The sequence below is a fragment of the Polaromonas sp. genome, assembly GCF_029945685.1.
In the GTDB taxonomy this organism is placed as follows: domain Bacteria; phylum Pseudomonadota; class Gammaproteobacteria; order Burkholderiales; family Burkholderiaceae_C; genus Polaromonas.
Map to the genome: position 1 here is coordinate 295,923 of NZ_JAQSDA010000028.1, position 12,674 is coordinate 308,596.

Annotated in this window: 13 protein-coding genes; 4 read left to right on the plus strand and 9 right to left on the minus strand. The window is 65.8% G+C overall.

Going from position 1 to position 12,674, the window contains the following annotated elements:
• Window positions 1–157: 157 nt before the first annotated feature.
• The 4 genes from PSV26_RS22035 to PSV26_RS22050 all read right to left on the minus strand — a co-directional run bounded on the left by PSV26_RS22035 (window position 158) and on the right by PSV26_RS22050 (window position 3,460).
• Window positions 158–1,786 carry an MFS transporter gene (locus PSV26_RS22035; RefSeq protein WP_300512088.1) on the minus strand — a complete coding sequence of 543 codons (1,629 nt, stop codon included), beginning with the start codon at window positions 1,784–1,786 and terminating at the stop codon, window positions 158–160.
• Window positions 1,787–1,884: 98 nt separating this feature from the next.
• A complete protein-coding gene (locus tag PSV26_RS22040) occupies window positions 1,885–2,274 on the minus strand; it encodes a response regulator (RefSeq protein ID WP_300512087.1) in 390 nt (129 codons plus the stop codon).
• A gap of 15 nt (window positions 2,275–2,289) precedes the next feature.
• On the minus strand, window positions 2,290–2,637 hold the full coding sequence (locus PSV26_RS22045; RefSeq protein WP_300574169.1) for an Hpt domain-containing protein: 348 nt from the start codon (window positions 2,635–2,637) through the stop codon (window positions 2,290–2,292).
• Between the two features lie 4 nt (window positions 2,638–2,641).
• Window positions 2,642–3,460, minus strand: coding sequence for a M48 family metallopeptidase (locus PSV26_RS22050; protein ID WP_300512085.1), 819 nt, complete (start codon window positions 3,458–3,460; stop codon window positions 2,642–2,644).
• A gap of 69 nt (window positions 3,461–3,529) precedes the next feature.
• Here PSV26_RS22050 and PSV26_RS22055 point away from each other — a divergent pair, with 69 nt between their 5' ends.
• From PSV26_RS22055 to PSV26_RS22070, 4 genes are all read left to right on the plus strand, one after another.
• Complete coding sequence (locus PSV26_RS22055) at window positions 3,530–4,936, plus strand: AmpG family muropeptide MFS transporter (protein ID WP_300512084.1); 1,407 nt, start codon at window positions 3,530–3,532, stop codon at window positions 4,934–4,936.
• 271 nt (window positions 4,937–5,207) lie between these two features.
• Window positions 5,208–5,918, plus strand: coding sequence for a response regulator transcription factor (locus PSV26_RS22060; RefSeq protein WP_300574328.1), 711 nt, complete (start codon window positions 5,208–5,210; stop codon window positions 5,916–5,918).
• A 13-nt stretch (window positions 5,919–5,931) separates the two neighbouring features.
• Complete coding sequence (locus PSV26_RS22065; protein ID WP_300574172.1) at window positions 5,932–7,137, plus strand: ATP-binding protein; 1,206 nt, start codon at window positions 5,932–5,934, stop codon at window positions 7,135–7,137.
• Between the two features lie 382 nt (window positions 7,138–7,519).
• Window positions 7,520–8,137 (plus strand): carboxymuconolactone decarboxylase family protein, encoded by a 618-nt coding sequence (locus PSV26_RS22070; RefSeq protein ID WP_300574175.1) that lies wholly within the window; start codon window positions 7,520–7,522, stop codon window positions 8,135–8,137.
• Between the two features lie 168 nt (window positions 8,138–8,305).
• Here the strand turns inward: PSV26_RS22070 and waaF are convergent, their stop codons facing one another.
• The 5 genes from waaF to radA all read right to left on the minus strand — a co-directional run bounded on the left by waaF (window position 8,306) and on the right by radA (window position 12,673).
• Window positions 8,306–9,325 (minus strand): lipopolysaccharide heptosyltransferase II, encoded by a 1,020-nt coding sequence (waaF, locus tag PSV26_RS22075; protein WP_300574178.1) that lies wholly within the window; start codon window positions 9,323–9,325, stop codon window positions 8,306–8,308.
• A 100-nt stretch (window positions 9,326–9,425) separates the two neighbouring features.
• A complete protein-coding gene (locus tag PSV26_RS22080; RefSeq protein WP_300574181.1) occupies window positions 9,426–9,635 on the minus strand; it encodes a zinc-finger domain-containing protein in 210 nt (69 codons plus the stop codon).
• Window positions 9,636–9,637: 2 nt separating this feature from the next.
• A complete protein-coding gene (locus PSV26_RS22085; protein WP_300512079.1) occupies window positions 9,638–10,591 on the minus strand; it encodes a branched-chain amino acid transaminase in 954 nt (317 codons plus the stop codon).
• A 104-nt stretch (window positions 10,592–10,695) separates the two neighbouring features.
• On the minus strand, window positions 10,696–11,130 hold the full coding sequence (locus PSV26_RS22090) for a glycerate kinase (protein ID WP_300512078.1): 435 nt from the start codon (window positions 11,128–11,130) through the stop codon (window positions 10,696–10,698).
• Between the two features lie 175 nt (window positions 11,131–11,305).
• Complete coding sequence (radA, locus tag PSV26_RS22095) at window positions 11,306–12,673, minus strand: DNA repair protein RadA (RefSeq protein WP_300574184.1); 1,368 nt, start codon at window positions 12,671–12,673, stop codon at window positions 11,306–11,308.
• Window position 12,674 lies beyond the last annotated feature (1 nt).

A 12,674-nucleotide genomic window follows, 5' to 3' on the forward strand; every position in this document is an offset into this window, starting at 1 on the left:
GTGAGCTTGCGGCGCATACCCCACGGGCTGAAGGCGTCTTTTTCCTTCTCATACGGCCCGCTGGTTGACTGCGCCGCGGAGGTGTGGGGCACGCCCAAATCGATCAGGGAAAATTGCGACCCTCCGGCAGGGGGGTCAGCCCGGCCACAAAACGCTGTCAGCTCTCCAGCACCAGCCGCGTCACCACAGGTGGCGTCTCGCCGCGGTGAAACGCCAGCTTGCGGTCGCGCAAGGCCACGTCGCCCGCCGTCACGCGGTCAAAGCGGCGCAGGTGTTCGGTCCAGGATTCGTCGGTGATCTGCTCGATGTAACGACCCGGGTCCGAGATGTCGCGCAGCAGCTCCCAGGCCAGCGCCCCCTGGCGCAGGCGGCTGCGCCGGCTTTCCTGCATCAGCGTGCGAAATTCGAGGGCCCGGGCCGGATCGACGCGGTACTCGATCATGGTGCGCACCTGGCCGGTCAGGGGTGGCGCTTCCGCACTGGGTACCTTGAATTCGCGCGAGGGCGTCAGGTCCTCCTCGATGCTGCGGTCGCGCAGCAGCAGTTGCGTGGCACCCATGGCCACCATCGCTGTGGATGCCGCGATCAACATGCTGGTCGGGACACTGGTGACGGTGGCGATCTGGCCCCAGACCGCCGCGCCCAGTGCGCTGGCACCCATGATCGCCATCTGGAAAATCGACATGCCGCGCGCGCGTACCCAGTCGGGCAAGGCGAGTTGCGCCGACACACTCAGGGTGTTGGCGGTGGTGATCCACGCCGCGCCCGCCAGAAACATGGCCGGCGCGGCGACGTAGGCATTCGGCGCAAAGGCGATGACGGCCGTGGCTGCCGACTGCAGGCCCATGCCGCCCAGCACCATCGCGTCGCGGGACAGGCTGCGGCGCAGCCGCGGCAGCAGGAAGGCCACCACAAAAATCGCGCCCGAGCCCATGGACGCCAGCAGCAGCGTGAAGATGCCGGCACCGCCGCCGTGCAGGCCGCGGGCCACCAGCGGCAGCAGGGCCAGCAGGGCGGTGGAATGAAAGAAGAACAAGGCCACCCGCAGCATCACCGCGCGCAGGCGCGCCGACTGGCGCACGAACTGCACGCCGACACGCATGGCGCTGATCAGGCGCTCGCGGCCGAGCGGGCTGGGCACGTGTTCGCGGCGCCAGCGCATGATCACAAAACCGGACACCAGCGAAAGCACGGCGTTCAGGATGAAAACGTATTCGCTTCCGGCACCGGCAATCAGCGCGCCCGCCACCAGCGGACCGATGATGCGTGAGGCATTCATGGCGATGCCATTGAGGGCCAGGGCCGCCGGCAACTGCGCGCGCGGCACCAGCTCCGGAACAATCGCCGAAAACACCGGCCAGCGCATGGCCAGCCCGACGCCGTTGGCAAAGGTCAGTGCCAGCAGCAGCGGCGCGGTCATGGCACCCATCACGATCGTCAGGCACAGCGCCAGGGCCACAACAGCCACCCAGAACTGCGTGATGATGAAGTAGCGGCGCCGGTCCAGGATATCGGCCAGGGCCCCGCTGGGCAAGCCCAGCAGGAAGACCGGCAGCGTCGAGGCGGACTGCACCAGCGCCACCCAGATCGGCGAAGTGGTCAGCGAGGTCATCAGCCAGGCAGCGGCGACGTCGTTCATCCACATGCAGATGTTGGCGACCATCCAGGTGCCCCACAACATGCGAAAGACCGGCGAACTCAGGGGCGCCCAGGCGGACAGCGAAGCCGGGTCGTGACGGCTCGGCGCCGGGGTGCCAGGAAGATCCGGCGGGAGGGGATGGGGCATGGGACGGGGTCCTGGAACAGGTCTGGCTTGAAGGGCCGGCAGCGAATCCGTTTCTGGTCGGGAACCGTTGCTGCCGCGCGGCAGACGCAGATGACCTTTTACTGCCCTTGCTGCGCCCAGATGCGGCTGATCTGCGCCGACAGCTCCATCGGATCAAAGGGCTTGTGAATCACGTCGATCGCACCGAGCTCGCGGTACTGCGCCACTTCGGCGGCCTGCACCTTGGCCGTCATGAAAATCACCGGCGTGCCGGCCGTGGCAGGCAGCGCGCGCAGGGCCTTGAGCGTGCTCGGGCCGTCCATGCCCGGCATCATGACGTCGAGCAGCAGCAGGTCGGCCTGGGCGGTCGGTGCCGCGGCCAGGGCCTCGCTGCCGGATGGACAGGCGATCACGGTGAAGCCGCCGACCGCCTCCAGGGCCATCTGCGCCACCATGCGGATATCGGGTTCGTCTTCGACATAGAGAATGCGGGCAAGTGTTTTGCTCATGGCTATCGTCCTTGGTCAGGAAAGAGGTTCATCGGCCGGCAGGCTGGCCTGCAGTTCGGCAACGGCCAGGGCAATATCGGCGCACTGGGGTGACAAGCGTACCTGACCGGCGGACGAGGCCTGCTCGAGCAGCAGTTCCAGCGCCTTGGCGGCTGCGCCCACTGCATGAAAGCCGAGGGTGCCGGCCGTGCCTGCCAGCGTGTGCACCAGGCGCTCCAGCTCCGCCTGCGGCGCCGTCCCGTCGCCGCAGGCCACCGCGTTCCACAGCGAGCGGATGTGCGCCATTTTCTCCGGCAGGGCACGCCGGTAGTCGGCGCGCTGCCGATCGAGAAACTTCTGGAAATCCTGCTGCGGGGTACTCATGCACTCAGCTTTTTCGCGCCCGCTCGTACAGCGGCATCACTCTGGGCAGGTTGCGCTCCATGTCGGCGATCCGCGTGGCGCCGGCCGGATGGGTGCTCAGCCATTGCGGCGGTGCACCTTTGTTGGCGGCGGCCATTTTCTGCCAGAGTGTGATGCCGGCGCGCGGGTCAAAGCCGGCACGCGCGCCGAGTTCCATGCCGACCAGATCGGCCTCCGACTCGTCTTCACGGCCAAAACGCAGGTTGAGCAGATCCACGCCCAGACCTGCGACGGTCTGGCCCAGGTCCCCGAGGCCCAGCAGATTGGACAGCAGGCTGGCACCGATGTTGGTGGCCGCCGACTTGCCCATGCGCTCTCGCGCGTGTTCGCGCAAGGCATGGGCCATTTCGTGGCCCATGATCATGGCGACCTCGTCGTCATTGAGCTGCAGCTGGTCCAGGATGCCGGTGTAAAAGGCAATTTTTCCGCCCGGCATGCAAAACGCATTGATCTGCTTGCTGCCTATCAGGTTTACCTCCCACTGCCAGTCCTTTGCACGCGGGTTCCAGGCCACGGCATGCGGGATGACGCGCTCGGCAATCCGGCGCAGACGCTGCAGCTGCGGATGGCTGGCGGGAGCGAGGGCCTTCTGGGCCGCCGCCTCCTGCATCATCTTGGCGTATTGCTGCCGGGAGGCCTGCTCGATCTCCCCCGCCGGCACCAGCTTGGTGAAGCCCGAGTTGCCGCCGACGGCCACCCCCTCGCGCTGGGCCTGGGCCGGCGCCGCGCCCAGCAACAAGGCCGCGGACAAGGCCGCCAGGGTCAGTCTCAATGCAAGTGTCATCGCCTTCTCTCCAAATAAAGGGCAGGTTCCGTTCGGCCGGGCGAAAAGCCCACAGCGTATTATTCCTGCATGAGCGAGACCTTATCCGACGATCCCCAGGCAAAACGTCAGCCAACGCCGCTTTCTGAAGCTCAACTTTCCCCAATCGCTCCCGCCCCGGCCGCGCGCCCCAGTTGGGGCGAGACCCTGCGCGTCTACCTGGAAGCCCCAACCCTGCGCATGCTGCTGCTGGGCTTTTCCGCCGGCCTGCCGCTGCTGCTGGTGTTCGGCACGCTGAGTTTCTGGCTGCGCGAAGCCGGCATTGACCGCACCACCATCGGTTACCTGAGCTGGGTCGGGCTGGCTTATGGCTTCAAATGGGTCTGGGCACCGCTGGTGGACCGGCTGCCGATTCCGCTGCTGACGCGCCTGCTGGGGCGCCGGCGCAGCTGGCTGCTGCTGTCGCAGTCCGTCATCATGGCGGCCCTGGTCGGCATGGCGCTGACCGATCCCAAAGTGGCCCTGCTGCCGGTGGTCTGGTGCGCGCTGGCGGTGGCCTTTGGTTCGGCCACGCAGGACATTGCCCTGGACGCCTTTCGCATCGAGTCGGCCGACGTGCAGCGCCAGGCCGCGCTGGCGGCGGCCTACCAGACCGGCTACCGCATGGCGATGATCTGGGCCGGCGCCGGTGTGCTGTGGATCGCCGCGCGGGCCGAAGTCGCCGGTGCGGGCGGCGTCATCGGCTACCAGCACGGTGCCTGGCAGGTCGCCTATTTCGCGATGGCGGCGTCCATGCTGCTGGGCGTGGTGACGGTGCTGTTTTCACCCGAGCCTGCGCCGCGCGAGCTGCCGCCCGCGCGCAACGCCGCCGAGTGGCTGAAAAGCGCGCTGGTCGAACCCTTTGCCGACTTCCTGCGCCGCTACGGCAAACAGGCGGCGCTGATCCTGATGCTGATCGCCGTCTACCGCATCAGCGACGTGGTGATGGGCATCATGGCCAACCCCTTCTACGTCGACATGGGTTACACCAAGGACGAGGTCGCGGCCGTCACCAAGATCTACGGCGTGATCATGACGCTGGTCGGTGCTTTTGTCGGCGGGGCGCTGGCCATGCGTTTTGGCGTGATGCGCGTGCTGATGCTGGGCGCCGTCCTGAGCGCCGGCAGCAACCTGCTGTTCGCCTGGCTGGGCTCGCTCGGCCACGATGTCCATGCGCTGATCTTCGTGATCTCGGCCGACAACCTGTCCAGCGGCATTGCCTCGGCGGCCTTCATCGCCTACCTCTCCAGCCTGACCAATATCAACTATTCGGCCACGCAGTACGCCTTGTTCAGCTCCATGATGCTGCTGCTGCCCAAGTTTCTGGCAGGTTACTCGGGCACCTACGTGGACGCGTTTGGTTACAGCAGCTTTTTCACGGGAACGGCCTTGCTGGGGGTGCCGGTGCTGCTGCTGGTGTGGCTGGCTTCGCGCATGAAAATGCCTCCAAACCCCTGATCCAAGGGCGCTGGCAGCTATTATTTTCATAGCACTTGAGACGTCCCCGGCGAGCCGGCCCGGGGAGCTGCGACGGTTTACCTAACTTTACGGCGGCTTTAACGCGACTTGTTGCGCCGGGCGCACCATGAGGCAGTCATTTGACGAAGGAGCCTCCATGAGTGACCGACCCCCCAGCCCTTTCACCACCGACGTGCTGGCGACCAGCCCGGCGGCTGGCGCCAGTGGCTACACTGACCAGCACTCCAGCACTCGCCCAGAGAATCCGCCCATGACACAGCAACTTCTGATGATCGAAGACGACACCCGCCTGGCGACCATGGTGGGGGAATACCTGCGCCAGTCGGGCTACGGGTTCACCCACGCGGTCGACGGCGGCAAGGGCCTGGAAGCACTGCAAAACTGCAAGCCCGATCTGGTGATCCTCGATCTGATGCTGCCCGACATGGACGGCCTCGAAGTGTGCCGGCGCATCAAGGGCCTGGGCGGCGACGCCGGCCGCACGGCCGTGCTGATGCTGACCGCCAAGGGTGACCCGATGGACCGCATTGTCGGCCTGGAAATCGGCGCCGACGACTACCTGCCCAAGCCCTTTGAGCCGCGCGAACTGCTGGCCCGCATCCGCGCCGTGCTGCGCCGCGGCGGCGAGACCGCCAGCACGGGCGGCAGCCAGCAGGCCATGCGTTTCGGCTCGCTCGAGATTGACCGCGATGCGCGCACCGTGTCGGTCTCCGGCAAGGTCTGCGAGCTGACCTCCTACCAGTTCGACCTGCTGGTGGCGCTGGCCGAGCGCGCCGGCCGCGTGCTCTCCAGGGACCAGATCATGGAAGCCGTGCGCGGCCGCGAGCTTGAGGCTTTTGACCGTTCGATCGACGTACACATGGGCCGCATCCGCAACGCCATCGAGCTCGATGCAAAGGACCCCAAACGCATCCTGACCGTGCGCGGTGTGGGCTACGTGTTTGCCAAGCAGCAGGATTAGGGCCTTACACACGATGTGGTCACGTTTTACCTCGCATCTGTATGTCCGGATCTGGCTCGCCGTGGTGGCCACTGTGGTGGTGCTCGCCTTTCTGGTCGGTGCGGCCTGGCAGCTGAGCACCGACCCGCCACAACTGCCGATCCGCGAAGTGCTGGTGCACAACGCTGCCGGCGAAGTCATCGGCAGGGCGCAAACCAGAGCAGACCGCAAACGGGGGGACGACCTGGAGTTTGATGTGGCGACCAGGGACGGCCAGACCCTGAACCTGCAGCTGCCCCGGCCCAAACGCCCGCCTGGCAGCTCCTGGACCCGCCCCCCCTTCGGCTTTGGCTGGATGCTGGGTGTGGTGGCGCTGGCTGTCGCGCTGGGCGCCTACCCCATCATCCGCCGGCTGACGCAGCGGCTCGAGGGCCTGCAGCGCGGCGTCGAGCGCTGGGGCAGCGGCGACCTGTCGGCCCGCGTGGCGGTCCAGGGCAGCGACGAAGTGGCTTTTCTGGCGGAGCGTTTCAACCACGCGGCGGAGCGCATCGAGACGCTGATGGAGTCGCAGAAAGCCCTGCTGGCCTCGCACAAGTCACTGCTGGCCAACGCCTCGCACGAGCTGCGCTCGCCGCTGGCGCGCATCCGCATGGGCCTGGAATTGATGGGTGGTGGCGCCGGCTCGACGCAACGCGCCGAAATCTCGCGCAGCATCAACGAACTCGACCAGCTGATCGACGAAATCCTGCTGGCCAGCCGGCTCGATACCAAACAGGCCGACGCCGAACCGTTCGAGCTGCTGGACCTGACCGGTCTGGCCGCCGAGGAATGTGCGCGGGTGCAGGCCGAACTCGGCACGGCGGCCCAGACCGAAAGCCTGACGCTGCAGGGCTCGGCGCGCCTGTTGCGCCGCCTGATCCGCAACCTGCTGGAAAACGCCAGACGTTACAGCACCGGCGCAGTCAGCCTCGAGCTCAGACAGACCGGCGCGGGGCCACAGCGGCGTGCCGTGATCCGCGTCAACGACCACGGACCAGGCGTGCCGCCGGACCAGCGCGAACGCATTTTTGAGCCTTTCTATCGCCTGCCGGGCGCGAGCGAACGCGAAGGCGGTGTGGGCCTGGGCCTGGCGCTGGTCAAATCCATCACCGAGCGCCATGGCGGCAGCGTGCGCTGCGAAGCCCGGCCGGGCGGCGGCGCTTCATTTGTCGTCGAGCTGCCGATGCCCGTGGCGGCCTGACGCCAACTTGCCCGCGCCGACGGCCTGCACCCACCCGGCATCCCAGACCGGGGCCGGGTGAGGCCTCCTCTGACGCACGCGTGAAAAAGTCTCGTTTTGCAACACTGTTGTGCAAAAAAAGCGACATCCCTCCCCCAAATAGGGGATGCCAGAAAAACTATCCCCCCTTTAAAGTCAAGGTGTTGCTGTGACAACACCGATCGCTGAAAAAAAGAAAGCGGAAGACTCGAAATCGGTCAACAGATCATCAGTCTCAACGACGTCCCTCAAAAGACCTGGCAGGGCCACCGAAAGGTGGCCTTTTTTTTGCCCCGCTACACCTGCCGGTGTCTCGTTTTCCCCGGGTTACCATCGCCAGCTACTTCATTGCAGGAGTTTCAGCGTGAACACCCACCCTCCGTCCAGGCCCGCGAGCCAGGGCTTCTCCCTCCCGGCCCCGGAGCGGCTCCCCATGCTGCCGGCCGAAGCCATGTCCGCCGCGCAGCGTGAAGCGGCCGAGGCCCTGATTGCCGGGCCGCGCAAGGCCGTGTTCGGCCCCTTCATTCCCCTGCTGCGCAGTCCGGCGCTGATGTCGCGCGTCGGCCAGGTGGGCGAGTACCTGCGCTTTGACAGCGTGCTGGAGGTGCGCATCCGTGAGCTGGCGATGTGTCTGGTCGCGCGCCATGTGTCCAACCAGTTCGAATGGCTGATGCATGCGCCGCTGGCGCTCAAGGCCGGCGTGCCGCAGGACAGCCTGGAGGCCATCGCCGCAGGCCGATACCCGCACAGCACCGCTGCTGACGAAGCGGCCATGGTGGACTTCGTGACCGAGCTGCTGCAGCACCACGGCGTGAGCGACAGTTCGTACGCCGCAGCCCTGGCGCTCTTTGGCGAACAGGGTGTGGTGGAGCTGACCACGCTGGTCGGTTACTTCACGATGGTCTGCTGGGTGATGAATGTGGCGCGCACGCCGGGCCAACCCCAGCCGGACTTCAGCGCCCTGGCGGCCTTTCCGGCCTAAGGAAGCGCTGAATAAGTCCTTGCGGAGGCGCGGCAGCCGGATCGGGATGGGATGCAAGGCGGATTTGGCAGCCAATAGCTGGCTATTGGCAAGAAATTCAACGCAGCAGGCCGCCCGAGCCCGGCTGATCGCGCGCCGCAGGGGACTTGTTCAGCGTTTCCCCAAGCGTCAGGACGCCAGTGCCGCAAGCACCCGCGCCGCACTGATGTCGTTCAGGCAGCGCGTGTGGCCCAGCGGGCATTCGCGCTCGAAACAGGGCGCGCAATCGAGCGGTGGCTGGTAGGCCGCATCGTTCTTCAGCCAGAGCACCGTGGCTTTTGCACTCAGCGGCGGCGTGTGCAGCGGGCTCGAGGAACCGAAGATGGCAACCTGCGGTACGCCAAAGGCCGCCGCCACATGCATCAGGCCCGAGTCGTTGCTGACCACCTGGCGCGCCGCCGCGATGGCGCACAGCGCCTGCACCAGCGTGGTCTTGCCGGCCAGATTGATGCAGGCACCGGGTCGCACCGCATTCGCGGCGCTGGCGATCTCCTCGCACAACGCCGCTTCCTTGCCCGAGCCCAGCAACACCACCGGCAGCGCCAGGCTTTGCGCCAGTTCGGAAAAATGCGCAGCGGGCCAACGCTTGGCCGGCCCGTATTCCGCGCCCGGCGCAAAAACGTCATAACCACCGCGCGCAAGGCCGAGTTCGGCCAGCGCCTGCGCCACCTCGGCCGCGGGCATCTGCAATTGCGGCCGGTCCGCGTCCAGGTCGGTGTCGCCGCTGAGCGCTGAATAAAACGCCACCATGGGCGGGCGCTGGCCTTTGGCCGGATTTTTCAGGCGGTGCGTCAGCAGGCCGATACGCGCCTCCCCGAGGTAGCCGACACGTTTGGGGATACCGGCCAGCAGGGGCAACAAGGCGCTTTTCAGCGAATTGGGAAGCACGTAGGCGGTGTCGAACTGGCCCGCGATCCGCTTCGCCAGCGCGCGGCGCCCCTTCAGCTGCAACCCGCCGTGGGCAAAGGGGAATTCGATGACCCCGTGCACCTGCGGCATGGCGCGGTACACCGGCGCCACCCAGGGCAGCGCGCCGACAGTAAGTTGCTCGCCGCGCGCGTGCAGGCGACGCAGCAAGGGCTCGGTCATGACCGCGTCGCCTATCCACTGCGGTGCAACGATCAGCGTGCGGCCTGAATTATTCTGCATGGCTTTCCGTTCGCCCTGAGCTTGTCGAAGGATGTTTGCAAACTGCCATGGCGGGAGCAGGCTTCGACAGTCTCAGCCCGAACGGCAAGACAGGGCCAACTCAATGATGACCACTGACGTGCTCGCCGTCCTTGAGCTTGTACAGCGTGCCGCAGTAAGGGCACTTGGCCTGGCCGGTGCGCGCCACATCAAGGTAGACCTTGGGGTGGCTGTTCCACACCGCCATCTCGGCCTTGGGGCTGGGGCAGAACACGCCGCCTTGCGGGTTGAGGTCGCCGGCGAGCAGTTCAACGATGAAAGAGGTACTCATGATCAGACCTTGGCGAGCCAGCCGGCGTATTTCGGATTGCGGCCGTTGACGATGTCAAAAAAGGCGCTCTGGATTTTTTCGGTGATGGGGCCGCGTGAGCCGCCGTCTCCCCGGTTGCCGATCTCGACGCGGTCCAGCTCACGGATCGGCGTGACTTCGGCGGCGGTACCGCTGAAAAACGCTTCATCGGCGATATAGATCTCATCGCGCGTGATCGGCTTTTCGCGAATCTCGATGCCAAGGTCCGCGCAGATTGAAAAGATCGTGTTGCGGGTGATGCCGTTGAGGGCGCCGGCGCTGGAGTCAGGCGTGTACACCACCCCCTTGCGCACCACAAACACGTTTTCGCCCGCACCTTCGGACACAAAGCCCTGCGGATCCAGCAACAACGCTTCGTCGTAGCCTTCGTCGGTGGCTTCCATGTTGGCCAGGATCGAGTTGGTGTAGTTGCTGACCGCTTTGGCATGGATCATGGTGATGTTGACGTGATGCCGCGTGAAGCTGGAGGTTTTCACGCGAATGCCGCGCCGCAAGCCTTCGTCGCCCAGGTACGCACCCCAGGGCCAGGCCGCGATCATCAGGTGGATGGTGTTGCCTTTGGGCGAGACGCCCAGTTTTTCAGAACCAATCCAGGTCAACGGTCGGATGTAGCAACTTGGCAGCTTGTTGACGCGCACCACATCCAGCGTGGCCTGCATGACCTCGGCCGGGGTGAACGGAATTTTCATGCGCAGGATTTTGGCGCTGTTGAACAGGCGCTCGGTGTGTTCTTCCAGGCGGAAGATGCCGGTGCTGCCGTCCTGCAGTTGGTAAGCCCTCACGCCTTCAAATGCGCCGCAGCCGTAGTGCAGGGTATGCGTCAGGACGTGGATTTTGGCGTCGCGCCATTCGACCATCTGGCCGTCCATCCAGATTTTGCCGTCGCGGTCTTCCATGGAGGGTGCTACTGGGGACATGGTACTGATCCTGTGGTGAATGTCGTGAGAGGTTTCCCGGCCGCTGGCCCGTCGTCGGCCGCTGGCCGGACCGGAGAACCGGCTGAAAACCCGAAACGCTGATTTTACGGGCCGGGCGGCGGGCTGCCAGCGGCAGGCAGCGAATCGGCCACCGTCGGCCTGAAAAGCTCGTGGTGTGCCAGCTTGCCGCCCACAAAGGTGCAGGTGACATGTGACTGGCTGCCATCGGTCCAGCGAAACACCTCGGGCTGGGCGTCCTTGTCCGATTGCAGCGCCCCCAGGCTTCGGGTCATGGCCACCACATGCAGCAGCGTCATGCCCGGCTTGAGCTTGGCATTGAGCATGACGGCGCTGTCGGCATAACCGATGGGCCGGTTGGCCGCGCGCCTGAGCACCTGCATCATGCGGGTGAAGTGAAGCAGCAGCCACATCATCAGGCCGCCGACCGCAGCCGCTACACCGGCCCAGCCGAAACCGCGGTAAGCCAGCACCACCACGGCAACGCCGGCAATCGGAACAAAAATTTTCTGGAAGTTCATGGCGCTATTTTCGCAGGCGCCGCGCGCCGCCTGGCTGCGGGGAGTGCGTAGGGAAGACCGCATGGCCGTGACTGCATGTTTCTTCAAGAGAAATCGGCCTTCAGCCCAGGCGGAGCGGGCGCCAACAGCTATATATTTAATAGCATTTGAGCCGCCTCCGCCATGGCGGCTCCCACTATGCGAGGCTTCGCACGACCTCGATCGCCTGCTCCACACGATCGATCGCATGGATGGTCAGGCCTTCAATCGGCTTTTTCGGCGCATTGGCCTTGGGCACCACCGCCACGCTGAAACCCAGCTTGGCCGCTTCCTTGAGCCGCTCCTGGCCGCGCGGCGCGGGCCGCACCTCGCCGGCCAGCCCCACCTCGCCGAAAGCGATAAAACCCTTGGGCAGCGGCTTGCCGCGCAGGCTGGAGGTGATGGCCAGCATCACCGCCAGGTCGGCCGCCGGCTCGCTGATGCGCACCCCGCCCACGGCATTGACAAACACGTCCTGGTCCATGCAGGCGATGCCCGCGTGGCGGTGCAGCACCGCCAGCAGCATGGCCAGGCGGTCCCGGTCCAGGCCCACCGACAGACGCCGCGGACTCGGGCCGCCACTGTCTACAAGTGCCTGGATTTCCACCAGCAGCGGGCGTGTGCCTTCCAAGGTCACCATCACGCAGCTGCCGGGCACCGGCTCGCTGTGCTGGCTCAAAAAGATGGCGCTGGGGTTGCTCACGCCCTTGAGGCCTTTTTCGGTCATGGCGAACACGCCGATCTCGTTGACCGCGCCGAAGCGGTTTTTGATCGCCCGCACCAGCCGGAAACTCGAATGGGTATCGCCCTCGAAATAGAGCACGGTGTCCACCATGTGCTCCAGCACGCGCGGGCCGGCCAGCGCGCCTTCCTTGGTCACGTGGCCGACCAGGATGATGCAGACGCCGCTGGCCTTGGCCGCGCGCGTCAGGTGGGCGGCGCATTCCCGCACCTGGGCGACCGAGCCCGGCGCCGATGTGAGCTGCTCGGAATACACGGTCTGGATGGAATCGATCACGGCCACGGCCGGCCGCGTGGCCTCCAGCGTAGCTAGGATTTTCTCCAGCTGGATCTCCGCCAGCACCTTGACTTGCGAGCCGTCCAGCCCGAGGCGGCGTGAGCGCAGCGCCACCTGGGCGCCGCTTTCCTCGCCGGTGACGTAAAGCGTGTCGAGCTCCGCGCGCTGCAGTGAATCCAGCGCCTGCAGCAGCAGCGTGGACTTGCCGATGCCCGGGTCGCCCCCGATCAGCACCACCCCGCCTTCGACAATGCCGCCGCCGAGCACGCGATCCAGTTCCTCGTGGCCGGTGGGTGTGCGTGCCATGTCGGTCGCTTCGATGTCAGCCAGGGTCGCCACTTCCGACGGCTTGGCCAGTGAAGCAAAGCGGTTTTTCACCGGCGACTGGCTTTCCGCGACGGATTCGATCAAGGTATTCCAGGCGCCGCAATGCGGGCACTTGCCCAGCCATTTGGGGTTGGTGCCGCCGCATTCGGTGCAGGTATAAATCGTCTTGTCTTTGGCCATG

Bases quoted from the DNA above. Each gene is read 5' to 3' on its own strand.
- PSV26_RS22085 (WP_300512079.1), bottom strand. From the start codon at position 10,591: ATGTCCCCAGTAGCACCCTCCATGGAAGACCGCGACGGCAAAATCTGG.
- PSV26_RS22040 (WP_300512087.1), bottom strand. From the start codon at position 2,274: ATGAGCAAAACACTTGCCCGCATTCTCTATGTCGAAGACGAACCCGAT.
- PSV26_RS22060 (WP_300574328.1), top strand. From the start codon at position 5,208: ATGACACAGCAACTTCTGATGATCGAAGACGACACCCGCCTGGCGACC.
- radA (WP_300574184.1), bottom strand. From the start codon at position 12,673: ATGGCCAAAGACAAGACGATTTATACCTGCACCGAATGCGGCGGCACC.
- PSV26_RS22050 (WP_300512085.1), bottom strand. From the start codon at position 3,460: ATGACACTTGCATTGAGACTGACCCTGGCGGCCTTGTCCGCGGCCTTG.
- waaF (WP_300574178.1), bottom strand. From the start codon at position 9,325: ATGCAGAATAATTCAGGCCGCACGCTGATCGTTGCACCGCAGTGGATA.
- PSV26_RS22055 (WP_300512084.1), top strand. From the start codon at position 3,530: ATGAGCGAGACCTTATCCGACGATCCCCAGGCAAAACGTCAGCCAACG.
- PSV26_RS22080 (WP_300574181.1), bottom strand. From the start codon at position 9,635: ATGAGTACCTCTTTCATCGTTGAACTGCTCGCCGGCGACCTCAACCCG.
- PSV26_RS22035 (WP_300512088.1), bottom strand. From the start codon at position 1,786: ATGCCCCATCCCCTCCCGCCGGATCTTCCTGGCACCCCGGCGCCGAGC.
- PSV26_RS22090 (WP_300512078.1), bottom strand. From the start codon at position 11,130: ATGAACTTCCAGAAAATTTTTGTTCCGATTGCCGGCGTTGCCGTGGTG.
- PSV26_RS22065 (WP_300574172.1), top strand. From the start codon at position 5,932: ATGTGGTCACGTTTTACCTCGCATCTGTATGTCCGGATCTGGCTCGCC.
- PSV26_RS22045 (WP_300574169.1), bottom strand. From the start codon at position 2,637: ATGAGTACCCCGCAGCAGGATTTCCAGAAGTTTCTCGATCGGCAGCGC.